This is a genomic window from Sagittula sp. (assembly GCF_052825245.1).
On the sequence record NZ_JBRBWD010000006.1, the window covers coordinates 31,847 to 56,530 of the forward strand.

Sequence of the window (24,684 nt, forward strand, 5' to 3'; positions counted from 1 at the left end):
CGTCCGGAACGCGCAACCGTCTGCCTGGGAACAAAGGAAAAGGCCGCAACCCGGATGGGTCGCGGCCTTGTTCATGTCTTGGGTGCGTCCGGGATCAGTCCAGCGTACGCACGATCTCTTCACGCTCGAAGATCTCGATGACGTCCTGCGGGCGGATGTCGTCGTAGTTCTCGAACGCCATGCCGCATTCCTGGCCGGAGATGACCTCGGCCACCTCGTCCTTGAAGCGCTTGAGCGTCTTCAGCGTGCCCTCGTGGATCACCACGTTGTCGCGCAGGAGGCGGACACCGGCAGAGCGGCGTGCCACACCTTCGGTGACCAGACAGCCCGCGACCTTGCCGACGTTGGAGACCTTGAAGACCTCCTTGATCTCGGCGTAGCCGATGAAGTTCTCGCGCACTTCGTTGGACAGCAGGCCGGAGGCCGCCTTCTTCACGTCGTCCACGAGGTCGTAGATCACCGAGTAGTAGCGGATCTCCACGCCCTTCTGGTTCGCGGCATTCCGCGCCGGTGCGTTGGCACGGACGTTGAAGCCGATGACCGGGCAGCCCGACGCTTCGGCAAGGCCGACGTCGGTTTCGGTGATGGCGCCGACACCCGAGTGCAGCACGCGCACGCGCACCTCGTCGTTGCCGATCTTCTCCATCGCCTGAACGATCGCCTCGGCAGAGCCCTGAACGTCCGCCTTAACAAGGATCGGCAGTTCGGAGACGTTCTCGTCGTCCTTGGCCTTCTGCAGAAGCTGGTCCAGCGTGGTCGCTGCACCTGCGGCTGCGCGCTTCTCCTTGGCGGCGTGGGCACGGTATTCCGCGATCTCGCGGGCCTGTGCTTCGGTTTCCGTCACGTTGAGCACGTCGCCGGCTTCGGGTGTGCCGTTGAGGCCCAGGACCTCGACAGGCACGGAGGGGCCGGCTTCCTTCACGCGTTCGCCCTTGTCGTTGATGAGCGCACGGACCTTGCCGTACTGCTCGCCCACGACGAAGATGTCGCCCTGCTTCAGCGTGCCCTTCTGCACCAGAACGGTGGCCACGGGGCCGCGGCCCACGTCGAGCTGCGCTTCGATCACGGCGCCTTCGGCGGCACGGTTCGGATTGGCCTTCAGTTCGAGGATCTCGGCCTGAAGCGCGATGGCTTCGAGCAGCTGATCCAGGCCCTGGCCGGTATGCGCCGAAACCTCGACGTCCTGCACGTCACCGGACATCTCTTCCACCACGACTTCGTGCTGGAGAAGGTCGGTGCGCACCTTGGTCGGGTTCGCGGAATGCTTGTCGACCTTGTTGATCGCCACGATCATCGGGACACCCGCCGCTTTCGCGTGGGAAATCGCCTCGACCGTCTGCGGCATCACGGCGTCATCCGCCGCAACCACCAGCACGACGATGTCCGTCACCTGTGCACCACGGGAGCGCATGGAGGTGAAGGCGGCGTGGCCCGGGGTGTCGAGGAACGACAGCACCTGGCCGTCTTTCGTCGTCACCTGGTAGGCGCCGATGTGCTGGGTGATCCCGCCGGCTTCGCCGGAGGTCACGTTGGTCTGACGGATCGCGTCGAGCAGCGAGGTCTTGCCGTGGTCGACGTGGCCCATGATCGTGATGACCGGCGGACGCGGCAGAAGATCTTCTTCCTTGTCCTCGACCGATGCGATCACGTCCTCGACGTCGGAATCGGAGACGCGGGTCACGCGGTGGCCAAATTCCTCGATGATGAGTTCGGCGGTGTCCGCGTCGATCGACTGGTTCTGCGTCGCCATGATGCCGGACTGCATGAGTGCCTTCACCACGTCTGCCACGCGCTCCGCCATGCGGTTCGCGAGTTCGGCGACGGTGATCGCCTCGGGCAGCTTGACGTCGCGCACGACCTTCTCGCGGTTCTGCTGGCCGCCCATCGCCTTCTGGCGCTGACGTTCCTGCTTGCGCTTCATCGCGGCGAGCGACTTTTGACGGCCACCCTCGCCACCGGAAAGCGCCTGGTTCAGGGTCAGCTTGCCCGAGCGGCGACCGGAATCGTCGCGGCCACGGCCACGGCCGCGGTCGTCGTTCTCGTTCTCGCGGCGGGCCGGCGGAGCCTTGTCCTTGACGTCGCGCGCCTTGCGGGCGGGCTCGCCTTCGGCGGGCGCGGGCTGGGCAGCGGCCTGAGCGGCGGCTTTCGCCTTGCGCTCTTCGGCTTCCTTCGCCTCGCGGACCTTGCGGGCCTCGTCTTCCGCCTTGCGGCGCAGGGCTTCTTCGGCCTCGCGCTGCTCGCGTTCTTTCTGTTCCTTTTCGGCGCGGAGGCGCTCACGCTCTTCGGCGCGGGCTTTTTCCTCTTCTTCGCGCTTGGCCTGTTCGTCGGCCTCGCGGGCCTTGGCGGCCTGAAGCGCCTTCAGGCGGCGCTCCATCTCTGCATCGGTAATGCCGGCCGGCCGCTTGCCCGAGCCGCCCACAGGGCCGCCCTTGCCGCCGCCTGCACCGGCTGCCGCACCGGCACCCGGCTTCGGCACCACAACGCGCTTGCGCTTGGTTTCCACCACGACGTTCTTGGTGCGTCCATGGCTGAAGCTCTGCTTCACGCTGCCGGACCGGCCGCCACCACGAACCCCCAGGGTTTTCTTGCCGTCGTTATCGCTCATCAAACGTCTTCATCCTTTCCGGCGGGTTTCGCCGCCGCGAGCCGCTTTCGCGTCCATCGGTTCGGGCGCAACGCGGAGTCCTTTCAAGCGCATGGCTTCCTCTACAATACGCGGCACGAGTCCGCCAGAGCCAAGCGCGGCGTGTATAACAGTTTGTCGACCGAAGGCCGCGCCCAACTCGTCCGCGGTCAGCCAGCCGATATATCGCCCGCCGTAAGGCGTGCTCAATTTCGTTTTGCCCCGGCCAGAGCCGTCTTCGGCCTGGATCAGGACAGAGGCCTCCTCCATCTGGAGCATGGCCTTAACCTTCTCGTAACCCGCTATGGCTTCCCCCGATTTGCGGGCCAGCGAGATCAGGTCGATCACGCGTCGGGCCAGCATCTGTTCGAGAAGATCCGCCAGGCCGTCAGGAACCTGAACGGGTTGCTTCGCGGCGCGGGAGAAAAGGCCCTTCTTAACGGCTTTTTCCAGCGCGGCGCGGTCAGCAGAGACATATAGGCCTCTTCCGGGCAATTTTCCAGCCAGATCGGGCACAATCCTTCCGTCGGGGCCCGCGACAAAGCGCACGAGCCCGTTCTTCGGTTGCACTTCGCCCGTGGCGATGCACTTCCGTTCAGGTCCGTCTTCGCGGTTGGTGTCGCGGCCCCCTCGGGTCAATCGCTTACTCCTCGGCCTCTTCGGTGGCTTCTTCTTCCGTTTCCTCGGAAGACGAAACCAGCTCTTCGGGGTCGACCCAGCCCAGCATCACGCGGGCGGTCATCACCATGTTCTGCGCTTCCTCGAGGTCGATGCCGAACTTCTCCAGCAGGCCGTCGTCCTTGACGCGCTGACCGTCCTGGGTGGTCCAGCCGCCGGCCAGCTCCCAGTCGGCGCAGGTGGCGAAGTCCTCGAGCGTCTTCACGCCGTCCTCGGCGAGGGCGACCACCATCTGCGGGGTCAGGCCCTCGAAGGCCAGCAGGGTGTCGTCGGCGCCAAGTTCGCGGGCCCGGGCTTCCGCCTTGCGGGCCTGCTCCTCGAGGTATTCCTGGGCACGGGTCTGAAGCTCCGCCGCGGTGTCCTCGTCCACGCCGTCGATGACAAGCAGTTCGTCCATCTCGACGTAGGCGACTTCCTCGAGGTTGGTGAACCCTTCGGAAACCAGCAGCTGGGCAAAGAATTCGTCGAGGTCCAGCGTGTCCATGAACAGCTGCGTGCGCTCCTCGAATTCCTTCTGGCGGCGCTTCGATTCCTCTTCCTCGGTCATGATGTCGATATCTAGACCGGTGAGCTGCGAGGCCAGACGCACGTTCTGACCGCGACGGCCGATGGCGAGCGAAAGCTGCTCGTCCGGCACCACGACCTCGATGCGCTCGGCTTCTTCGTCCAGAACGACCTTCGACACTTCGGCCGGCTGCAGCGCGTTCACGAGGAAGGTCGGCACGTCCTCGTTCCACGGGATGATGTCGATCTTCTCGCCCTGCAGCTCGTTCACGACGGCCTGCACGCGGGAACCGCGCATACCCACGCAGGCGCCGACCGGGTCGATGCCGTTGTCGTAGGAGATCACGGCGATCTTGGCGCGGGAGCCCGGGTCGCGGGCCACGGCCTTCACCTCGATGATGCAGTCGTAGATCTCCGGCACTTCCATCTTGAAGAGCTCGCGCATGAATTCCGGCGCGGTGCGCGACAGGAAGATCTGCGGGCCACGGGTCTCGCGGCGGACGTCCTTGACGTAGCAGCGGATGCGATCGCCCGGGCGATAGCTCTCGCGGCCTATCTTCTCGTTGCGGCGCAGGATCGCCTCGCCCCGGCCCACGTCGACGATGACGTTGCCGTATTCCTCGCGCTTGACGAGGCCGTTGATGATCGTGCCGGCGCGGTCCTTGAATTCCTCGTACTGGCGGTCACGCTCCGCTTCGCGGACCTTCTGGAGGATGACCTGCTTGGCGGACTGCGCGGCGATGCGGCCCAGTTCGACGGGCGGGACTTCCTCGACGTAGGTGTCGCCGATCTTCGGGTCGGCCATGTACTGCTTGGCCTGCTGGACGGTCAGTTCCGCCTGGTAGTTCTCCAGCTCCTCGTCCTCGACCACGGTGCGGACGCGGGTAAAGGTCGCGCGGCCGGTCTTGCGGTCGATGGAGACGCGGATGTCCATCTCCGCGCCGTAGCGGGACTTTGCCGCACGGGCGAGGGATTCTTCCATCGCCTCGACCACGAGACCGGGGTCGATCATCTTCTCGCGCGCGACTGCCTCGGCGGTCTGCAGGAGCTCCAGCTGGTTTGCAGAGGTGATTGCCATCTCTTATTCCTCCTCGGGCGTGTCGGCCTCGATGTCGTCGTACTTGTTTTCGTCCAGTGCGGCCGTCTTTCTGGCCTTGAGCATCTCGCGGACCAGCTCGTCGGTCATCACCAGCTTCGCATCGGCGAGCCAGTCGAACTGCAGGCCGATCGTGCCCTCGTCCACGTTGATCAGAACCTCGGAGCCTTCGACCCCGGCCAGGATACCACGGAACCGCTTGCGGCCCTCTATCAGTTCGTCGGTTTCCAGCTTGGCTTCATAGCCTTCATACGTGTCGAAATCCTTGAGCCGCGTCAGCGGTCGGTCGATCCCCGGAGAGGAGACCTCCAGCGTGTAGGCTTCGACGATCGGATCCTCGACGTCGAGCACGGCGGATACGGCGGTCGATATCGCCGCGCATTCGTCGACTTCGATCCCGCCCTCGGGACGTTCGGCCATGATCTGCAGCAGCGGCGTGTTGCCACCCTGCAGGCGGATGCGGACAAGTTCGAACCCCATGTCCTCGATGACCGGGGCGAGGATCTCGGCAAGGCGCATGTCCATGCCGGTCTTTGCGATCATATTGGTCATTTCTATCGGGCCTTTCGGGCGCAGAAACAAAAAAGCGGGCCAGCGGCCCGCTCATCTTATCGGTGGGCGCTGCGGCCTCGCGGCCCCAGCTCCTCGCTGTTGAAGGCGATATAGGCGAGCGCGGCGCGGGACGCAAGCGGATTCGCTGCCGCGGCGGCGGAGGGGGGGCGCCGCCCCCCGCCTTCGGCTCCCCCCGAGGTTTTTTCGCCAAGATGAAGACACGGGCGCGTCCCCCCCTTCATCTTGGTCCAAATACCTCGGGGGAGCCCACGCAGTGGGCGGGGGCGGAGCCCCTTTCAGGTCATGACATCCGGCGCGGTCCGGCCGGACCGTTCCTTGAGGCCGGTCAGGTCGTCCACGGCCGCGGCGATAGGGGCGAGCGCTTCCTGCGTCTCGATCGTCAGGTCTCCGGACGGGGCCTCGTAGCGTTCCAGGTAGACGCGGATCGTGGCGCCTTCGGTGCCGGTGCCGGAGAGGCGCATCACCGCCCGGGCACCGTCGTCGAAGAACACGCGCATGCCCTGGTTGTGGCTGACGGAGCCGTCGACCGGGTCGGTGTAGGAGAAGCTGTCGATCTTCTCGATCCCCGCGGGCAGCGGGCCGTCCGCCCTGGTCTTGAGGTCGGCCATGATGCCTTCGGCAATGGCGCTGTCCACGGCTTCGTAGTCGTGGCGGGAGTAGTAGTCGCGCCCGTAGGTCTGCCAGTGGTCCAGCAGGATGTCCTTCACGCTCATCTTGCGCTTCGCAAGGATGTTGAGCCAGAGCAGCACCGCCCAGAGGCCGTCCTTCTCCCGCACGTGGTCGGAGCCGGTGCCTGCGCTTTCCTCGCCACAGAGCGTGGCCTTTCCCGCATCGAGCAGGTTGCCGAAGAACTTCCAGCCGGTGGGGGTCTCGTAGGCGCCGATGCCAAGCTTGTCGGCCACGCGGTCGGCGGCGCGGGAGGTGGGCATGGAGCGGGCGACCCCGGTCAGGCCGCGCTCATACCCCGGGGCCAGCGGCGCGTTGGCGGCCAGCACCGCAAGGCTGTCCGAGGGTGTCACGTAGATTCCCTTGCCGAGAATCATGTTGCGGTCGCCGTCCCCGTCGGAGGCGGCGGCGAAGTCAGGACCATCCTCCGACATCACCATGTCGACCAGCGGCTTGGCCCAGATCGGGTTGGGGTCCGGGTGGCCCTTGCCGAAGTCGACCGACGGCACGCCGTTCAGCACGGTGCCTTCGGGCGCGCCCAGCATCCCTTCGATGATCGCCTTGGCATAGGGGCCGGTGACCGCGTGCATCGCGTCGAAGCGCAGGGTAAAGCCGTCCGCGATCAGCGCCCTGATGGCGTCGAAGTCGAAGAGCGTCTGCATCAGCGCCGCGTAGTCCGTCACCGGGTCGACGATCTCGACCGTCATGCCGCCCAGCGTGGTCTCGCCGATGGCCGAGAGGTCGAGGTCCGCGGTGTCCAGCGTGTAGTATTCCGTCAGCGTCAGCGTCTGGTCGAAGATCGCCGCCGTCACCCCTTCGGGTGCGGGGCCGCCGTTCGAGATGTTGTACTTGAGGCCGAAATCCTCGTCGATGCCGCCGGGGTTGTGGCTGGCCGACAGGATCAGCCCGCCGTCGGCGCCTCGCACCCGGATCAGGTTCGACGCGGCGGGCGTCGACAGCAGCCCGTGCTGTCCGACGATGGCCCTCGAAGCGCCGCCCGCGGCTGCCATGCGCAGGATGGTCTGGATGGCCTCGGCGTTGAAGTAGCGCCCGTCACCGCCGACAACGAAGGTCTTGCCCGCGCAGCCGCCGATGGCGTTGAAGATCGACTGGACGAAGGCCTCGACATAGCCCGGCTGCATGAACACACGGGTCTTCTTGCGGAGCCCCGAGGTGCCGGGTTTCTGTCCCTCGAAGCGCGAGATCGGTTTGGTCACGGGTGTCATCGGGCAAAGTCCTTTCCGTTCAATCCTCAGCCGCCGGCGTGCTGTCCGACTCGGGCCTTTGCGGCAAGGTATCGCGAATCTGCGCCGCGTTGGCCAGTTCCGCCACAGGGACCGGCAGTCGGCGGCGCCAGTTGGGGTGTTGGTCTATGGTTCCGGGGAGGTTCTGTGCCTCCACCTGACCCAGAAGGTCGTCGAGTTGCAGCGCGGTCAGGACGCTCGGCCCGTTCAGGAGCGCGCCGTGGATGGCGCGGGCGATCTGCGCGGGGCCCGCGTCGAAGGGGATGTTGCACATCTCGCGCAGCCCGGCGCGCTGGCTCGACCGCTGGTCCAGCCGGGCGCGGGTTTCGGCTTCGGACTGCCAGCCCATGGTCTGCCACCAGCGGATGTCGGTGCCGTACCAGAAGCCCCGGAGCGTCGGCGTGTCATGCGTCCCGAAGCAGGCCAGCGCGTGCGGGCGCAGGTCGGCGGCGGGGACAAGCGTGCCGTCGTCGTGGGTTTCGTACTGCCAGACGGAATAGGACAGCAGGCCGGCGGCGTTCATCCGTTCGCGGAAGCCTGCGGGCACAAGCCCGAGATCCTCGCCGATCACGAGGCAGCCGGTGCGCCGCGCCTCGATGGCGATGACCGACAGCAGGGCGTCGAAGGGCTGAGTGACGTAGCCGCCGGGGCTGCCGTCCTCCGGCTGCCAGTAGGCGCGGAGGAGGCCGAGCGCATGGTCGATTCGCAGGATGCCCGCGCGGGACATCAGGCGGTGCAGCATGTCGCGCAGGGGATGGTAGCGGTTGGCGGTCAGCCGCTTCGGCGCATGCACGGCCAAGTTCCAGGACTGGCCCTCGGGGTTCAGGTAGTCCGGCGGCGCGCCGATGGAGACGCCGGTGGCCACCGTTTCGGGGTTCATCCAGCTTTCGGCGCATCCGGGCCGCGATCCGACCGCGAGGTCGAGGTAGAGCCCGAAACCCATGCCCGCCGCCTTGGCGCGCCGTTGTGCGGCCTTTGTCTGAGTCTCGGCCTGCCATTGCGTCCAGGCGTGAAAGCGGGCGCGGGTGCCCGCGGCCTTCGTCGCCTCGGGGCCGGGTTTGCGCAGGCGGGCGGGCCAGGTGCGGCTGTCCTCGCCGAACTGTTCGCTTAGCGCCTCGTAGGCGGCGAAATCGGAAAGGTCCGGGTGCGCGGCGAGGTAGGCGTCGAAGTCCGGGTCGCCCTCGAAGGCGGCATAGGCGGCTTCCAGCCCGGCGCGGTGCTGTTTGCGGAAGGCGATATAGTCGATCAGGTCGGCAGGGGGTGTCGGCCCGAGGCCCTGCACCGCGATGTGGTCCGTGCTGAGGAAACCGCGGTGCGTGGGCGAGTAGGGCGAGAGCATGTCCACCGCCGCCCAGCCCAGGGCGTGGATGGGATTGATCCCGAGGAACTGCGAGCCCATCGGCGCCAGCGCCTCCGCGGCCTCCGCGAGGTCCGCGTAGGAGCCTAGCCCGCCGTTGCGTTCCGAGCGGAACCCGTAGAGCGCGCCGACGACGCCCCAAGCGCGTGGCACGCGCGCGAGGTCGGCGACAGAGGGGGCACCGGAGGCGGGACGCACGAGGACAAAGACCTCCTCCGTCCAGCCCTGCCCCTCGCCGTTCAGCACGTAGTAGCCGAAGGGCAGGGGCGGGATCGGCTCGGTCGGTCCGCCCGATGCCCGCTCCGTTCCGTTTTCGTCCGCGACCGTCCACGTGCAGGCCACCGGGAGGGCATGGCTTTCGCCCTCCGTCAGGAGCAGCTCGGCGGGCAGGTGCCTTGCGGCTTCGGTGGCGCGCAGGGCGGCGAGTGCCTCTGTCGCCTCCGATTCGGAAGACACGGGCGTGCCCGTGGCGCGCAGCAGGGCGGTCAGGGTCTCGGGCGCCGCGGTCAGGTAGCGCCCGGACAGGTCGTGGAACCCGGGATGGATGCCGTTCGCCTCGGCCAGCGCGCGGAGCGCTTCGGTCATGCCTCGGCCTCGACGGCGGCAAAGGCCGACAGGGAGCAGCGCGGAACGGTGATCTTCGGCTCTGCGATGTCCAGCGGGCTTTGCAGGTCGGTGGAGGTGTCGATTTCCCGCCGCCAGTGGCGCGGGGCGATGTCGGGAAGCTCCAGCTCCTGATCGGCGTTCTCCCGGTTGAAGGCCAAGAGCAGCGTGTCCGGAGAGGCGTCGCCCTCCGGGTTCTCGGCGGAGCCGCGCAACAGGATACAGAGCGACGACAGGCCCGGGTCGCGCCAGTTCAGCGCAGAGCCGTCGAAGGCCCGCCATTCCACGTCCTTCGTCCCGTCCGACCGGGTGGCGCCGTGCAGGAACCGGCTTTGACCGAGCGTCGGGTGCCCCTTGCGGACGGCGGACAGCGCGGCGGTGAATTCGATCAGGTTGCCGTCCATCGCCTCCCAGTCGAGCCACGAGGTCTCGTTGTCCTGACAGTAGGAGTTGTTGTTGCCGTTCTGCGTGTTGCCGCCCTCGTCCCCGGCCAGGATCATCGGCGTGCCCTGGGACAGCATGATCGTGGCCAGCATGTTGCGCACGCGCTGACGGCGGGCGGCGTTGATGTCGGCGTCGTCGGTCGGCCCCTCGACCCCGAAGTTGTCGGAGAAGTTGTCGTGGTGGCCGTCGCGGTTGTCCTCGCCGTTCGCCTCGTTGTGGCGCTCGGTGTAGGCGGTGACGTCGGCGAGTGTATACCCGTCGTGTGCAGCGCCGAAGTTGACCGAGGACCAGGCCCTGCGACCGCGCGTGTCGAACAGGTCCGCGGACCCGAGGATCGCGCCGCCGAGGTCCTGCGCCGCCCGTGCGTCGCCCCGCCAAAAGCGGCGCAGCGTGTCGCGGTAGCGGTCGTTCCATTCCGCGAACTCCGGCGGGAACTGGCCCAGCCGGTAGCCGCCGGGGCCGATGTCCCACGGCTCGGCGATCAGCTTCACGCCCGAGAGAACCGGGTCCTGCCGCAGCGCGTCAAGGAAACCGCCGTGCCGGTCGAAGCCCTGCGGTTCCCGCGCCAGCGTCGTGGCCAGGTCGAACCGGAAGCCGTCGACGCCGTAGGCCTGCACCCAGAACCGCATGGAATCGAGGATCAGCCGGAGCACGAAGGGGTGCGAGCAGTTCATCGTGTTCCCGGTGCCGGTGTCGTTCACGTAATACCTGGGCTGGCCGTCCAGCAGGCGATAGTAGGAGGCGTTGTCGATGCCGCGGAACGACAGGGTCGGCCCGTTCTGGTCGCCCTCTGCGGAATGGTTGTAGACCACGTCGAGGATCACCTCGATCCCGGCAGCATGGAAGCGGTCCACCATGTCGCGGAAACCCTTTACCCCCGAGGGGCCGAGGTAACGCGGCTCCGGCGTGAAGAAGGCGACGGTGTTGTAGCCCCAGTAGTTGGTCAGGCCACGCTCCAGCAGGACGCCCTCGGGCTTGAGCGCCTGCACGGGCAGCAGTTCCACCATGGTGACGCCCAGCTTGGTCAGGTGTTCGAGCATCGCGTCGGAGGCCATGGCGTCGTAGGTCCCGCGCTTTTCCTCCGTGATCATCGGGTGGGTGATCGTGGTGCCCTTCACATGGGCCTCGTAGATCAGCGCATCATCCCAGCCGCGCCGGAGCGGGCGTGCGTCCAGCGGGAAGGTATCGGGGTGAGAGACGACCGACTTCGGCACGAAGGGCGCGGAATCGCGCTCGTCGAAGCTGAGGTCGTCGCTGCCCGGCGTGTAGCCGAACATCGCGGGGTCCTGGGTGAACCCGCCGTGCAGTTCGCGGGTGTAGGGGTCCAGGAGCAGCTTGTTCGCGTTGAAGCGGTGGCCCCGGTCGGGGGCATAGGGGCCGTCGACCCGGTAGCCGTAGAGCTGGCCCGGCGCCAGTCCGGGGACGTAGCCGTGCCAGATCGCGCCGGAGCGTTCGGGCAGGTCGATGCGATGGGTCTCCGTCTCGCCGTCCTCGGAAAAGAGGCAGAGTGTGACCTTGTGGGCGTGGTCGGAGAACAGGGCGAAGTTCACCCCCTCGCCATCCCAATGGGCGCCCAGACGGTTTGGGCGGCCCGGTCTTGTCGCGTAAGTGTCGGTCATGATGCGGTGAGGATCTCGTAAAGGGTGACGTAGGACTTGGCGGACTCCTCCCAACCCACCGGATGACGCATGGCGGCACGCATCATCTCTTTCCAGACGCCGGGCTGCGCATAAAGTTCCATCACCCTGTCGAGCGTCGCCGAGATCGCCTCGGGCGTGACCTCGTCCATGACAAAACCGGTCGCGGTTTTGACCGCGAGGGCGGCGGCATTGGCGTCGATCACCGTGTCCGCCAGCCCGCCTGTCCGCGCCACAACCGGCAGCGTGCCGTAGCGCAGGCCGTATAGCTGCGTCAGCCCGCAGGGTTCGAACCGGGACGGAATCAGGATCGCATCGGCGCCCCCCTGCATGAGGTGCGAGAACGCCTCGTCATAGCCGATGTAGGTGCCGACCTTGCCGGGGAAATCCTGCGCCGCCTTGGTGAAGGCGGCCTCCAGCCCCGGTTCGCCGGTGCCCAGCACAGCCAGTTGGCCGCCCGCCTCCACGAGGTGCGGGATCGAGGCGGCCAATGCGTCCAGCCCCTTCTGTTCGGTCAGCCGGGAAATGACGCAAAACAAGGGACCGTCATGGTCAGGGTCCAGCGATAGACGCTCGGCCAGCGCCGCGCGGCTTTGCCGCTTGTTCTTCGGGTTTCTTGCGTCGTAGGGCGCGGGCAGGGCGGCGTCGTCCCCGGGGTTCCAGACGCCTGTGTCGATGCCGTTCAGGATGCCGGTCAGGCTGTCTGTCCGGGCCTGAAGCACGCCCTCCAGACCCATCCCGAACCGCGGGGTCAGAATCTCGCGCGCGTAGGTCGGCGAGACGGTGGTGACGTGGTCCGCATAGACAAGCCCGGCCTTCAGGAAACTCACGTCGCCATAGTATTCGAGGCCGTCGGCGTGGAACCAGTCGCGCCGCAGGCCCAGCTCGTCCAGTACATGCGCGCCGTACCGGCCCTGGAAGGCGATGTTGTGGATGGTCACCACGGTCTTCGGCACCGTGCGGCCCGTCTGTTTCAGATAGACCGGGGCAAGGGCGGCCTGCCAGTCGTGGGCATGCAGCACGTCCGGCGTCCAGCCCGCCAGCCCGTCGAAACAGATGCGCGCCGCCGCCTGCGCGAGGCTGGCAAAACGGCGGTGGTTGTCGTGCCAGTCGAGGCCGTCCGGGCCGTTGTACGGCTTGCCCGGGCGGTCGAAGAGTTGCGGCGCGTCGAGCAGGAGCAGCGTCAGCCCCTCTGCCTCCACCTGTACCAGCCGCCCCGTGCCGCCCGGCAGATCGCCGAAGGTAGCCACCTCGATCCCCTTGGCCAGCAGCGGGAACAGCGCGGGATAGGCCGGCAGCATCACCCGCGCATCCACGCCCGATGGTGCCAGCGCGCCGGGCAGCGCGCCGACCACGTCTGCAAGTCCCCCCGTCTTGACGAAGGGGGCGCATTCCGAGGTGACCATCAGGACGTTCATGCGAGGCTTACTCCAGGGCGTCGATCATTTTCTGGGTGACAAGGCAGATGCCGTTTTCCGTCCTGCGGAAACGCTTGGCGTCCAGTTCCGGATCCTCGCCGATGATGAGGCCCGGGGGAATCTTAACGCCGCGGTCCAGCACCGCGTTCTTGACGAAGGCCCGGCGCCCGACCTCCACGTAGGGCAGGGCGACCACCCCTTCGAGTTGCGAGAACGAATGCGTCCGGCAGCCGGTGAACAGCAGGCAGCGATAGAGCGAAGAGCCCGACACGATGCAGCCGCCCGCCACCATGGAGGACACGGCCTGCCCGCGGCGGCCTTCCTCGTTGTGGATGAACTTGGCCGGCGGCACGAGTTCCGAATAGGTCCAGATCGGCCAGTCGGTGGCGTAGATGTCCAGCGCAGGGTCGAAGTCGGTCAGGTCGATGTTGGCCTTCCAGTAGGCATCGACCGTGCCGACGTCGCGCCAGTAGGGCTCGCTCTCCAGCCCCGACATCACGCAGGATCGGCTGAACGGATGGGCATAGGCACCGCCCTCGGCCACGATCGAGGGAATAATGTCCTTGCCGAAGTCGTGCTCTGACGCATCGTCGGGGCGGTCCTTTTCGAGGATCTCGTAGAGGTACTCCGCCTCGAACACGTAGATGCCCATGGAGGCCAGCGACCGGGTGTCGTCGCCGGGCATGGTCGGCGGATCGGCGGGCTTCTCGACGAAGCTGAGGATCTTGTCGGACTTGTCCACGTCCATGACGCCGAAGCCCTTGGCCTCTTCCTTCGGCACCTCGATGCAGCCGACCGTGACCTTGGCCCCGGTCTTCACGTGCTGCTCGATCATGTAGGAATAGTCCTGCTTGTAGATGTGGTCGCCCGCCAGGATCAGGATGTACTTCGGCCCGTAACCGCGGATGATCGAGATGTTCTGCGTGACCGCGTCCGCCGTGCCCTTGTACCAGTTCTCCTCGTCCAGCATCTGGGAGGCGGGCAGGATGTCGAGCCCCTCGTTGCGCTCGGCCCGGAAGAAGGACCAGCCGCGCTGCAGGTGACGGATCAGGCTGTGTGCCTTGTACTGGGTCGCGACGCCGATGCGGCGGATACCGGAGTTCACCGCGTTGGACAGGGCAAAGTCGATGATCCGCGTCTTGCCGCCGAAGTAGACAGCGGGCTTGGCCCTGACGTCCGTCAATTCCTTCAGGCGACTGCCTCGTCCGCCGGCCAGCACATAGGCCATGGTCTGCTGCGCGAGACTGAATCTGTCGTTGTTCATCGTTTTCCCCCCTTGAAGGTTCTCTTCCGGCCGTCAGCTCCCGGTTCCGGTCCCGGAGTATTTGAAGAACACCGTGGCCAGCGGCGGCACCGTGATCTCTATGGAGTTGCTGCGCCCGTGGGCCGACACCTCTTCGGAGGTGCACCCGCCCGGGTTGCCCTGCCCGGATCCGCCATAGACCGGCGCGTCTGTGTTCAGGACCTCGTCCCAGTGGCCGTTGCGGGTCACCCCGATCCGGTAGCCGTGGCGCGTCACCGGCGTGAAGTTGGCGACCACCAGCACGGGCGCACCGTCAAGGCCCTGACGGGTCCAGGCAAAGATGCTGTCCTCGGCGTTGCCGCCATCTATCCATGTGAAGCCGTCGGACCGGGCGTCCAGTTCGTAAAGCGCGGGCGCGGCGCGGTAGAGCGCGTTCAGGTCCCGGACCAGCCGCTGCACACCGGCGTGCGGCGCGTAGTCCAGGAGGTGCCAGTCGAGGCTCCGGTCGTGGTTCCATTCGCCGTACTGCGCGAATTCGCAGCCCATGAAGAGCAGCTTTTTGCCCGGATGCCCCCACATGAAGCCGAGATAGGCGCGCATGTTCGCAAATTGCTGCCATTCGTCGCCGGGCATCTTGCCGAGCAGGCTGCCCTTGCCGTGCACCACCTCGTCATGGCTGATCGGCAGGATGAAGTTCTCCGAGAAGGCGTAGTGCAGCCCGAAGGTCATCTTGTCGTGGTGATACTTCCGGTTGATCGGGTCCTCGGCCATGTATCGCAGGGTGTCGTTCATCCACCCCATGTTCCACTTGAAGCCGAAGCCGAGGCCTCCGGTGTCGGTCGGGGCCGAGACGCCGGGAAAGGCGGTCGATTCCTCCGCGATGGTCATGATGTCGCCATGGGCGGCATAGACCTGTTCGTTCATGTGCCGCAGGAAATCGATGGCCTCGAGGTTCTCGCGTCCGCCGTGCTTGTTCGGCACCCACTCGCCCGCCTTGCGGGAATAGTCGCGGTACAGCATGGAGGCCACGGCATCCACGCGCAGCCCGTCGATGCGGTATTCGTCCAGCCAGAACTTCGCGTTGGCGATCAGGTAGTTGGCAACCTCCGCCCGGCCGTAGTTGTAGACCAGCGTGTTCCAGTCGGGGTGGTAGCCTTCCTTGGGGTCCGCGTGCTCGTAAAGCGCGGTGCCGTCAAAGCGGCCAAGGCCGTGGCTGTCGGTCGGGAAGTGTCCCGGAACCCAGTCGATGATGACCCCCAGCCCCGCCTGATGCGCGGCGTCGATGAAGGCGCGGAAATCGTCCGGTTTGCCGAACCGGGAGGTCGGCGCGAACAGTCCGACGGGCTGATACCCCCACGATCCGCCGAACGGATATTCGGAGATCGGTGTCAGCTCGATATGGGTGAAGCCCATGTCGGCGGCGTAGGCCACCAGCTGTTCCGCATGTTCGCGGTAGGTCAGGGGGCGGTCGCCATCCTCCGGCACGCGCCGCCAGCTTTCGAGATGCACCTCGTAGACGCTGATCGGCTTGTCGTAGCGCTGCATTGCCCCGCGGCCTTCGATCCAGCCCGCGTCGTTCCATTCGTAGCCGGACAGGTCGCGCACGACCGAGGCTGTCTTGGGCGGCAGTTCCGACCCGAAACCGACCGGATCGGCCTTCAGCGGCATCAACGCACCGTCGAGGTTCAGGATCTCGTACTTGTAGACCGTGCCGTCACCCTCTCCGGGAAGGAAGATCTCGTGCACGCCGGTCTGGCCGCGCCGGCGCATCACGTGCCGCCGTCCGTCCCAGTTGTTGAAGTTCCCGACGACCGAGACGCGCCGGGCGTTGGGCGCCCAGACGGCGAAATGTGTGCCCTTCACGCCATCATGTTCGGTCACATGCGCGCCGAGCGCCCGCCAGAGCTGCCCGTGGGTGCCTTCACCAAGGAGGTATTCGTCCAGTTCGCCCATGACCGGCCCGAAGGCGTAAGGGTCTTCCTCGACCCAGGTCTCGCCCGCCTCCGACATGCGGAGCGTGTAGGCGAAGCGGTTCTTGCGGCGGGGGATCGCCCCGGCGAACAGATCGTCGCGCACCCTTTCCAGCGTCGCGGCGGCGCGGCCGGTCTTGCGGTCCAGCACCTCCACCGCGGCGACGCCCGGACGCAGCACGCGGACGACGATGCTGCCGTCCACGTCGTGCATCCCGAGAACGGAAAACGGGTCGGCGTGCTGTCCGGACAGCAGCCGGTCCGCGTCCGCAGGTTCTATCAAGTTCATTCGGCGGCCTCCTCCCCGGCGCCGAGGCGCGATCCGACATGCCAGATGTCGCGCGCATACCCCTTGATCGTCCGATCGGAGCTGAAAAAGCCCATCGACGCCGTGTTTACCAACGCCATGGCAGCCCAGTTGCGGGCGTTCTTGTACGCCTCGTCGGCGCGGCGCTGGGTATCGTAGTAACTGTCGAAATCGCATGTCACGAGGAAATAGTCGCTGTCATAGAGCATCCCCACAAGCCCGTGATAGCGACCCTGGTCCTGCGGGCAAAAGCGGCCCTCGACGATCTGGCCCAACACGCGCTGCAGGCGCGGCGAGGCGTCGATGGCGGCGCGGGCGTACCCGGGCTGCATGCGGCGCTCCATCACCTCCTCGGCGGTCAGGCCGAACAGGAAGAAGTTCTCCGGCCCGACATGTTCGCGGATTTCCACGTTCGCGCCGTCGAGCGTGCCGATGGTCAGCGCGCCGTTCAGGGCGAACTTCATGTTGCCGGTGCCAGACGCTTCCTTGCCCGCGGTGGAGATTTGTTCCGACAGGTCGGCGGCGGGGATCAGCACCTCTGCCATGGTGACGTTGTAGTTCGGCGGATAGACGACCTTCAGCAGGTCCTTCGTGATCTCGTCCGAGTTGATGACCGCGGCCACGTCGTTGATCAGGTGGATGATCTCCTTGGCGACGTGATAGCCGGGCGCGGCCTTGCCGCCGAAGATCTTGACCCGCGGTGTCCAGCCGGCATCCGGGTGCGCCCGCATCTCGTTCCAGAGCGCGACCGTTTCGAGGATGTTCATCAGCTGGCGCTTGTATTCGTGGATGCGCTTGATCTGCACGTCGAACATGGCGTCCGGGTCGATGGAGATGCCCATCGTCTCTGTCACCCAGTTGGCCAGCCGCACCTTGTTGGCGCGCTTCGCCGCGACGAATTCCTCCTTGAAGGCCACGTCGCCGGTGCGCGACTTGAGCTTTGACAGGAGGTCCAGATCGGTGACCCAGCCGTCTCCCAGTTCGCGGGTGATCAGCCCGGACAGCGCCGGGTTGCAGGTCTTCAGCCAGCGGCGCTGCGTGATGCCGTTGGTCTGGTTCACGATGCGCTGCGGGTGGATCCTGTGCAGGTCGTGGAAGACGGTCTTCTTCACCAGATCGGTGTGCAGCGCGGAGACGCCGTTGACCTTGTGCGCCATGATGAAGGCCAGTTCGCCCATGTTCACGTTGCCATGGTCGAGGATCTTCGGCGCGCCCTCGTGGCGGCGCAGGTGGTCGGCGTCGATCTCGCGGATGATTTCCAGATGGCGGGGCAGCACGCGCCCGAACAGCCATTCCGGCCAGCGCTCCAGCGCCTCCGGAAGGAGCGTGTGGTTGGTGTAGCCAAGGCAGCGGCGGGCCAGCGCGATGGCCTCGTCCATGCCGAGGTCGTGCTTGTCGACCAGAAGGCGCACCAGTTCCGGGCCGGCAATCGCCGGGTGCGTGTCATTGAGCTGGATTGCGGCGGCATCGGGCAGGGTGCGGATGTCGGAATGGGTCGACAGGAAGCGCCGCAGCAGGTCCTGGATGGAGGCGGAGGTGAAGAAGTACTCCTGCTTCAGGCGCAACTCCTTGCCCGTCTCCGTCGTGTCGTCGGGATAGAGGACGCGGCAGATCGTGCGCGCCAGCGCCTCCGACCGGCCGGCGGCGAGGTAATCGCCGCGGTTGAAGCTGGCGAGGTCGAAGACCTTCGTGGGCATCGCCGCCCAAAGCCGCAGCGTATTCCCCCAGCGCCCTTCCCAGCCGATAACCGGCGTGTCGTAGGCGGTGGCGATCACCGTCTCCGAAGGGTGCCAGTGCGCCTGGCCGTCGTGATGCTCCACGTGGCCGCCGAAGCTGATCGGATACTGCACCTCGGGGCGCTCGAACTCCCAGATGTGGTCCTGCTGGAGCCATGTCTCCGGCCGTTCGACCTGCTGACCCTCGACGAAGTCCTGCTCGAAAAGCCCGTGCTCGTAGCGGATGCCGTAGCCCATCGCCGGAATGCCGAGCGTCGCGAGGCTGTCCATGAAACAGGCCGCGAGCCGCCCGAGTCCGCCGTTGCCGAGCGCCGCGTCGGGTTCGTCCTTCACGATGGTTTCGTAATCCTGACCAAGCTCCTTCAGCGCGGCCTTCGCCTCGTCGACCAGCCCGAGGTTGGAGGCCATGTCCTCCACCAGTCGCCCGATCAGGAACTCCATCGACAGGTAATAGACCCGCTTCGCGCCCGAGCTGTAGGCCTCCTGCGTGGAGGGAATCCAGTTGTCCACCATCCGGTCGCGCAGGGCACGGGACAGCGCCATCCGCCAGTCGTAGACGGAGGAATGCTCCGCGTCCTTGCCAAGGCCGTAACGCAGATGGCGCAGGATTTCGTCTTTCATGGGAGAGGTCCTCGGCGGTGTTTCATTGTTTCATTCAACACTAGCTTGGACGACCGGCAAGTCAGCCGATAGTTCCGATACCGCTAACATCTGACGAATGCCCGAGTTAATGGCAAGCCTCCTGACCGTCGGAGCGTGTGTGCGGCGCCCGCGATCGCGCGGGCGCCTGTTTGTCAGGCAGCCTTGGGTGCAAGCTGCTGTTCTTCGACCGGCGGCGGTTCCAGCGCGCCGGTCATGATGGCAACCGCGTCCGACATGGAGATCTTCTTCGGATCGACCACCGCGTGACGCTTGCCCAGGCGGTGGATGTGCACTCGGTCGGCCACCTCGAAGACGTGCGGCATGTTGTGGGAGATCAGGATGATCGGAATGCCCTTGGCGCGCACGTCCTGGATCAGCTCAAGCACGCGGCGGCTTTCCTTCACCCCAAGCGCCGCCGTCGGTTCGTCCATGATGATGAACTTCCGGGCGAAGGCGGCGGCACGGGCCACGGCGACCCCCTGACGCTGGCCGCCCGAGAGCGTCTCGACCGCCTGGTTGATCGACTGCACGGTCATCAGGCCGAGGTCGGTCAGCTTTTTGCGGGCGAAGTCCTCCATCCTCTTCTTGTCGAGCTGGCGGAAGACCGAGCCCATGATGCCCGGCTTCCGGAGCTCCCGCCCGGCGAACATGTTGTCCGCGATGGAGAGCGCCGGAGACAGGGCAAGCTGCTGGTAGACGATCTCGATCCCCATTTCCCGCGCGTCGAGCGGAGAGTGGAAATGGACCGGCTTGCCCTCGATCTTGATCTCGCCCTCGTCGGGCTGGACCGCGCCGCAGATCGCCTTCACGATGGAAGACTTGCCTGCGCCGTTGTCCCCGATCACCGCCAGCACCTCGCCGGGGAAGAGATCGAAGTCCGCATGGTCGATGGCGGTCACGTGGCCGTAGCGCTTCACGATGTTCCGGCCTTGAACGACGGGCTGAATGGTCATGCCGATGCCTTTCTGATCCACTGGTCCAACGCGACGGCGCCGATGATCAGCACGCCGATGAGGAGGTACGTCCATTGTGCGTCCGCGCCGAGCAGCCGCAGCCCGAGGGTGAACACGCCCACGATGAGCGCCCCGAAGAGCGAGCCCATGACCGCGCCGCGCCCGCCGAAGAGCGAGATGCCCCCGATCACCACGGCGGTGATGGATTCGATGTTGGCAAGCTGGCCGGACGTCGGAGAAACGGACCCGATCCGCCCGATCAGGGCCCAGCCGGCAAAGGCGCAGATCAGCCCGGATGCCATGTAGACGGAGATCAGGACCTTGTTGGCCTCGATGCCCGAGAGCTCCGCCGCTTCCTTGTCGTCACCGACTGCGTAGACGTGTCGGCCCCAAGCGGTCTGGTTCAGCATGTAGGCGAGGAACAGGAACAGCAGCAGCATGAAGATCGCGCCGTAGGTCAGGCGGGCGCCGCCAAGGGCGATGACCGTGCCGAAGAACTGGAGCATCGGGGCCTGGGCTTCGATGTCCTGCGCGCGGATCGTCTCGTTCGCGGAGTAGAGGAAGTTGGTCGCCAGAACGATCTGCCACATGCCGAGCGTAACGATGAATGGCGGCAGCTTGACCTTCGCCACCAGCCAGCCGTTGATGAAGCCCATCAGGGTCCCGCAGGCAAGCCCGCAGAGGATGGAGACCGGCGCCGGGATGCCATAGCGGAAGGTGAACTGGCCCATCACGACGGACGACAGCACCATGATAGCGCCGACCGACAGGTCGATGCCCGCCGTCAGGATGACCAGCGACTGGGCCGCTGCCACGATGCCGACGATCTGCACCTGCTGGAGGATCAGCGTCAGCGCGAAGGGCGAGAAGAACTTCGACCCCAGAAGCAGGCCGAACACGACGATCGACAGTACGAGAACGATGAGCGGAACCAGGGCGGGCGTCGAATGCAGCGCCCCCTGGATTTTGGGCACAAGACCTTTGCGTCGTTCGAATTCCGCGACAGAACTGGTGGCGCGCGACAACGACGACTCGTAGTCCTGCCCTTTTGAGGCAGTCTCGGACATGGGGGCTCCTCCCTGAGATGTGGCTGCGTCTTTGGTGCGCGCCTGCCTTCAGCCTAAACCCGTGGCAGCCCGCGCGTCCATGGTGAAGGGGCGGAGGTCGCCCCTTCGGATTTTGTCAGGCGCCGCAGCGCCTTGGCCGCGGGATCAGCCCCAGCAGCGCTCGGTGCCCTCGGCAACGGAAATCGACTCGACCCCTTCGACGGGCTCGTCCGTGACCAGCGAGACGCCGGTGTCGAAGAAGTCCTTGCCCTCGGTCGGCTGCGGTTTCACGCCGTCCTTGGCCCATGCGGCAATCGCCTCGATGCCCTTGGAGGCCATCAGGAGCGGGTACTGCTGGGAGGTGGCGCCGATCACGCCGTCCGCAACGTTCTGCACGCCGGGGCAGCCGCCGTCGACGGAGACGATCAGCACGTCGTTCTCGCGGCCGATCGACTTCAGCGCCTCGTAGGCACCTGCGGCGGCGGGCTCGTTGATGGTGTAGACGACGTTGATCATCGGATCCTTGGCGAGGAGGTTCTCCATCGCCTTGCGGCCGCCTTCCTCGTTGCCCGCGGTCACGTCGTTGCCGACGATGCGCTCGTCTTCCTCGTCGCCCCACTTGTTCGGGTCGCCGAGTTCGATGCCGAAGCCCTGCAGGAAGCCCTGGTCGCGCAGGACGCCCACGGTCGGCTGGGACACGGCGAGGTCGAGCATCGCGATCTTGGCGTTTGCGGCCTCGTCGCCCAGCTTGGCGGCGGCCCACTTGCCGATCAGTTCACCGGCGAGGAAGTTGTCGGTGGCGAAGGTCGCGTCAGCCGAGTCGATCGGGTTCAGCGGGGTGTCGAGCGCGATCACCAGGATGCCAGCGTCACGTGCCTGCTGCACGGCGGGGACGATGGAAGAGGTGTCGGATGCGGTCAGCAGAATGCCCTTGGCACCGTCCGCGATGCAGGTCTCGATCGCCTGCACCTGGGTTTCGTGATCGCCGTCCACCTTGCCTGCGAAGGTCTTCAGTTCGATCCCGAGCTCTTCGGCCTTGGCGGTCGCGCCTTCCTTCATCTTCACGAAGAACGGGTTGGTGTCCGTCTTGGTGATCAGGCATGCGCTGGCCGACATGCCGTGGCTTTCCGCAGCGGCGCCGGTGGCGAATGCTGCCAGTGCCAGGGCGGTGCCCGTCAGAAGCTTTTTCATGTGTATCCTCCCAGATCGTCGCGGGGCCGGTGCGCGACACGATGTGGCCCAGAATCCGGTGTTCCGGCTCTCTGTCCCGACAAGAACAGATTCGACGCCAAGCTGTCAACAATAAATAAATCAGATGTATTTATTATTGACAGGCGCGCGCTGCCGCGCGAGATTTCAAAGGTGGGTCAGGGCGTCGATTAAGGAAAAAAATCCTGCTGCGACGCGGCATTAGCTGCTACAGTGCAGCGAAGGCGCCCTGACGGGAGGATAGCACAAAAGGTCGATGGCATCATGAGGGAAAGTGTTCAGGGAGGGGATGCGACCCCGGTCGTTCTGGATGGTGCGCGCGGCTCCAACCAATCCGGCGTGCGGGCGCACAACGAACGGCTGGTTCTGACGCTGATCCGTCAGGTCGGCCCGCTCGCCAAGGCAGAGATCGCGCGCCTGACCGGACTGTCCGCCCAGACCGTTTCGGTCATCATGCGTGGGCTCGAATCGGACGGTCTCCTGAAAAAGGGCGAACCCGTGCGCGGCAAGGTCGGCCAGCCGTCGGTCCCGATGAACCTCGCGCGGGACGGGGCCTATTTTCTTGGGTTGAAGGTCGGGCGGCGGAGCCTTGACCTGATCCTGACCGACTTCCGCGGACATGTCGAAGGTCGGGTCAGCGTCACCCACCGCTATCCGAGCCCCGACAATGTCATCGCCTTCGCGAACGAATCGATAGAGAAACTGCTGGGCAAGCTCTCTGCAGCGCAGCGCGCCCGGGTCGCCGGTCTGGGGATCGCGATTCCCTTCCGCCTACACGACTGGGCGCAGCCACTCGGCGTCGCACCGGAGGACATGGCCGACTGGCGGGACCGCGACATTGCCGTCGACATCGCCAACCGCTGGGACTTCCCGGTCTACCTGCGCAACGATGCATCCGCCGCCTGCGGGGCAGAACTGGTCTTTGGCGACAAGAACCGGCCGCGTGACTTCCTGTACTTCTTTATCGGGTTTTTCGTCGGCGGCGGCATGGTGCTGGACAACACGCTGTACACCGGGCGCACCGGGAATGCCGCGGCGCTCGGTTCAATCCCGATCGGGATGGAGGGGGCGAAGGTGCACCAGCTTGTCGATGTCGCGTCGCTCATCACGCTGGAACAGATGGTGATCGCGGCCGGCGGCCAGTCGGAGATGATCTGGTCGACGCCACAGGCCTGGCAACTGGACGATGCGGTTCTGGAGCCTTGGATGCAGCGGGCCGTCGACGGGCTGGCCTATGCCATCCTGTCCGCCACCTGTCTCATCGACTTCGAGGCGGTGATGATCGACGGCTGGCTGCCCGAAGCGGTCAGGTCCGAAATCGTCAGGCGGACACGTGAAAGGCTCGACGAGATAAGCGTGGCCGGGATCGACGTGCCGGAGATCAGGCCCGGCACTATCGGCCACGACGCGCGTGCCCTGGGCGCCGCCAGCCTGCCGCTGTCGGATCGTTTCCTTGTCGACCGGAACGCCTTCCTGAAGGCCTGAGATAGGGGCTGATCGGCAGGAGACCATCACTTGGTCATCTTTGCCGGTGTGTCGGACGGCCCCTTTTGTCGGCTGCGGATCGACATGCGCGAGGGCCGCACATCATCGAAGGCGCACCAAGCCTGACAGATTTTGAGATCAAAAGCGCGCCTCGGGCTTCCGTCCCGCCGTGCTTCGCGACACGACTGTCACATGCTTTCCCTTGCAGAGAGACTGACATGACCATCCGCATCGCCGTCATCGGAGCCGGTATCATGGGCGCCGACCATGCCCGCATCGTGGCCGAAGACCTTCCCGGCGCGACCCTTCAGGTTCTTTGCGACAAGGACGAGGCCCGCGCCCGCAAGGTTGGAGAGGCGCTTGGTGCGCAACACATCGCAACCGACCCCGAAGCCGTCGTCGCGTGCGACGATGTCGATGCGGTCATCATTGCGTCGCCGGACTTCACCCACGCGCCGCTCAGCCTTGCCTGTATCCGGGCCGGCAAGAAGGCGATGTGCGAAAAACCCCTGTCGCAATCCTCGGCCGAATGTCTCGAGGTCATGAAGGCAGAAGAGGCCGCTGGGGAACGGCACATCATGGTCGGTTTCATGCGACGCTACGATCCCGCCTACATCCAGATGCGCGCCGCGCTGACCGGAGGCGCCATCGGAACTCCGCTGATGATGCACAACTGGCACCGCAACGGATCGACGCCCTCTGCCGATTTCACCGGGGCCATGGCGATCACCAACTCCGCGCCGCATGAATTCGACATCCTGCGCTACATGCTCGGGTCGGAGGCCGTGACCATCACCGCAAGCCAGCCCCGGCGGTCCGACGACAAGGTGGCCCCGGTGGTCATGGTCATCCAGACCGGCGACGACCAGATCGTCACCGTCGAAGTGAACAACAATGCGGCCTATGGTTATGATGTGAAGGCGGAGCTGGTGGGCGAGAGTGGCTCCATCGCCACGAACCATGTCACCTACACCCGGATGGACAAGGACGCGGTCAAGACGCAGGCCCATGATCCCGATTGGCGCGACCGCTATGCGGAGGCCTACCGGCAGCAGAACAAGGCCTTCCTGAAGTGGGTCAGGGGCGGCGAATACCCGGAACTGGCGGCCTCCGCCTGGGACGGCTACGCGGCCTCGCTGATCGCAGAGACCGGCGTGAAGGCACTGGAGGCGGGCACCCGTCAGGACATCGCCCTGATCGAACGGCCGGCCTTCTATTCGCAGCGGTAGGCGCGCGGCCTGTCGCTCCGG

General features: G+C 65.9%; 16 protein-coding genes. 2 read left to right on the plus strand and 14 right to left on the minus strand.

What is annotated here, in order from left to right:
* Nucleotides 1-94 precede the first annotated feature (94 nt).
* From infB to ACU0DV_RS00940, 14 genes are all read right to left on the minus strand, one after another.
* On the minus strand, nucleotides 95-2,605 hold the full coding sequence (gene infB, locus ACU0DV_RS00875; RefSeq protein ID WP_100928891.1) for a translation initiation factor IF-2: 2,511 nt from the start codon (nucleotides 2,603-2,605) through the stop codon (nucleotides 95-97).
* A 9-nt stretch (nucleotides 2,606-2,614) separates the two neighbouring features.
* Nucleotides 2,615-3,262 carry an RNA-binding protein gene (locus ACU0DV_RS00880; protein ID WP_100928892.1) on the minus strand — a complete coding sequence of 216 codons (648 nt, stop codon included), beginning with the start codon at nucleotides 3,260-3,262 and terminating at the stop codon, nucleotides 2,615-2,617.
* 4 nt (nucleotides 3,263-3,266) lie between these two features.
* Nucleotides 3,267-4,883 carry a transcription termination factor NusA gene (nusA, locus tag ACU0DV_RS00885; protein ID WP_446242341.1) on the minus strand — a complete coding sequence of 539 codons (1,617 nt, stop codon included), beginning with the start codon at nucleotides 4,881-4,883 and terminating at the stop codon, nucleotides 3,267-3,269.
* A gap of 3 nt (nucleotides 4,884-4,886) precedes the next feature.
* Complete coding sequence (rimP, locus tag ACU0DV_RS00890; protein WP_100928894.1) at nucleotides 4,887-5,453, minus strand: ribosome maturation factor RimP; 567 nt, start codon at nucleotides 5,451-5,453, stop codon at nucleotides 4,887-4,889.
* 296 nt (nucleotides 5,454-5,749) lie between these two features.
* Nucleotides 5,750-7,366 (minus strand): alpha-D-glucose phosphate-specific phosphoglucomutase, encoded by a 1,617-nt coding sequence (locus tag ACU0DV_RS00895; protein WP_446242340.1) that lies wholly within the window; start codon nucleotides 7,364-7,366, stop codon nucleotides 5,750-5,752.
* Nucleotides 7,367-7,385: 19 nt separating this feature from the next.
* Complete coding sequence (locus tag ACU0DV_RS00900) at nucleotides 7,386-9,326, minus strand: 4-alpha-glucanotransferase (RefSeq protein WP_446242339.1); 1,941 nt, start codon at nucleotides 9,324-9,326, stop codon at nucleotides 7,386-7,388.
* Nucleotides 9,323-11,407, minus strand: coding sequence for a glycogen debranching protein GlgX (glgX, locus tag ACU0DV_RS00905; protein WP_446242338.1), 2,085 nt, complete (start codon nucleotides 11,405-11,407; stop codon nucleotides 9,323-9,325). The genes ACU0DV_RS00900 and glgX overlap by 4 nt, the downstream gene beginning before the upstream one ends.
* The gene (gene glgA, locus ACU0DV_RS00910; protein ID WP_446242337.1) at nucleotides 11,404-12,843 is read right to left on the minus strand and encodes a glycogen synthase GlgA; all 1,440 of its coding nucleotides are present in this window, start codon (nucleotides 12,841-12,843) and stop codon (nucleotides 11,404-11,406) included. Before glgA ends, glgX begins: the two co-directional genes overlap by 4 nt.
* Nucleotides 12,844-12,850: 7 nt before the next feature.
* Entirely contained in the window at nucleotides 12,851-14,107 is a 1,257-nt protein-coding gene (gene glgC, locus ACU0DV_RS00915) for a glucose-1-phosphate adenylyltransferase (RefSeq protein WP_100928899.1), read from the minus strand.
* 33 nt (nucleotides 14,108-14,140) lie between these two features.
* Nucleotides 14,141-16,345: a 1,4-alpha-glucan branching protein GlgB gene (glgB, locus tag ACU0DV_RS00920; RefSeq protein ID WP_446242336.1), complete on the minus strand. Its 2,205-nt coding sequence runs from the start codon at nucleotides 16,343-16,345 to the stop codon at nucleotides 14,141-14,143.
* A complete protein-coding gene (locus ACU0DV_RS00925) occupies nucleotides 16,342-18,720 on the minus strand; it encodes a glycogen/starch/alpha-glucan phosphorylase (protein WP_283981881.1) in 2,379 nt (792 codons plus the stop codon). Before ACU0DV_RS00925 ends, glgB begins: the two co-directional genes overlap by 4 nt.
* Before the next feature lie 173 nt (nucleotides 18,721-18,893).
* Nucleotides 18,894-19,694: an ATP-binding cassette domain-containing protein gene (locus tag ACU0DV_RS00930; RefSeq protein ID WP_198521700.1), complete on the minus strand. Its 801-nt coding sequence runs from the start codon at nucleotides 19,692-19,694 to the stop codon at nucleotides 18,894-18,896.
* Nucleotides 19,691-20,761, minus strand: a complete 1,071-nt coding sequence (locus ACU0DV_RS00935) for an ABC transporter permease (protein ID WP_100928903.1) — start codon at nucleotides 20,759-20,761, stop codon at nucleotides 19,691-19,693. Before ACU0DV_RS00935 ends, ACU0DV_RS00930 begins: the two co-directional genes overlap by 4 nt.
* Before the next feature lie 144 nt (nucleotides 20,762-20,905).
* Entirely contained in the window at nucleotides 20,906-21,931 is a 1,026-nt protein-coding gene (locus tag ACU0DV_RS00940; RefSeq protein ID WP_100928904.1) for a sugar ABC transporter substrate-binding protein, read from the minus strand.
* 282 nt (nucleotides 21,932-22,213) lie between these two features.
* Between ACU0DV_RS00940 and ACU0DV_RS00945 the strand changes: the two genes are divergently transcribed.
* Nucleotides 22,214-23,434 carry an ROK family transcriptional regulator gene (locus ACU0DV_RS00945; RefSeq protein ID WP_254698072.1) on the plus strand — a complete coding sequence of 407 codons (1,221 nt, stop codon included), beginning with the start codon at nucleotides 22,214-22,216 and terminating at the stop codon, nucleotides 23,432-23,434.
* Between the two features lie 218 nt (nucleotides 23,435-23,652).
* Entirely contained in the window at nucleotides 23,653-24,663 is a 1,011-nt protein-coding gene (locus ACU0DV_RS00950) for a Gfo/Idh/MocA family oxidoreductase (protein WP_446242335.1), read from the plus strand.
* Nucleotides 24,664-24,684 lie beyond the last annotated feature (21 nt).

Bases quoted from the DNA above. Each gene is read 5' to 3' on its own strand.
- nusA (WP_446242341.1), bottom strand. From the start codon at position 4,883: ATGGCAATCACCTCTGCAAACCAGCTGGAGCTCCTGCAGACCGCCGAG.
- ACU0DV_RS00900 (WP_446242339.1), bottom strand. From the start codon at position 9,326: ATGACCGAAGCGCTCCGCGCGCTGGCCGAGGCGAACGGCATCCATCCC.
- infB (WP_100928891.1), bottom strand. From the start codon at position 2,605: ATGAGCGATAACGACGGCAAGAAAACCCTGGGGGTTCGTGGTGGCGGC.
- ACU0DV_RS00925 (WP_283981881.1), bottom strand. From the start codon at position 18,720: ATGAAAGACGAAATCCTGCGCCATCTGCGTTACGGCCTTGGCAAGGAC.
- ACU0DV_RS00930 (WP_198521700.1), bottom strand. From the start codon at position 19,694: ATGACCATTCAGCCCGTCGTTCAAGGCCGGAACATCGTGAAGCGCTAC.
- ACU0DV_RS00950 (WP_446242335.1), top strand. From the start codon at position 23,653: ATGACCATCCGCATCGCCGTCATCGGAGCCGGTATCATGGGCGCCGAC.
- glgC (WP_100928899.1), bottom strand. From the start codon at position 14,107: ATGAACAACGACAGATTCAGTCTCGCGCAGCAGACCATGGCCTATGTG.
- rimP (WP_100928894.1), bottom strand. From the start codon at position 5,453: ATGACCAATATGATCGCAAAGACCGGCATGGACATGCGCCTTGCCGAG.
- ACU0DV_RS00895 (WP_446242340.1), bottom strand. From the start codon at position 7,366: ATGACACCCGTGACCAAACCGATCTCGCGCTTCGAGGGACAGAAACCC.
- glgB (WP_446242336.1), bottom strand. From the start codon at position 16,345: ATGAACTTGATAGAACCTGCGGACGCGGACCGGCTGCTGTCCGGACAG.
- ACU0DV_RS00940 (WP_100928904.1), bottom strand. From the start codon at position 21,931: ATGAAAAAGCTTCTGACGGGCACCGCCCTGGCACTGGCAGCATTCGCC.
- ACU0DV_RS00935 (WP_100928903.1), bottom strand. From the start codon at position 20,761: ATGTCCGAGACTGCCTCAAAAGGGCAGGACTACGAGTCGTCGTTGTCG.
- ACU0DV_RS00945 (WP_254698072.1), top strand. From the start codon at position 22,214: ATGAGGGAAAGTGTTCAGGGAGGGGATGCGACCCCGGTCGTTCTGGAT.
- glgX (WP_446242338.1), bottom strand. From the start codon at position 11,407: ATGACCGACACTTACGCGACAAGACCGGGCCGCCCAAACCGTCTGGGC.
- glgA (WP_446242337.1), bottom strand. From the start codon at position 12,843: ATGAACGTCCTGATGGTCACCTCGGAATGCGCCCCCTTCGTCAAGACG.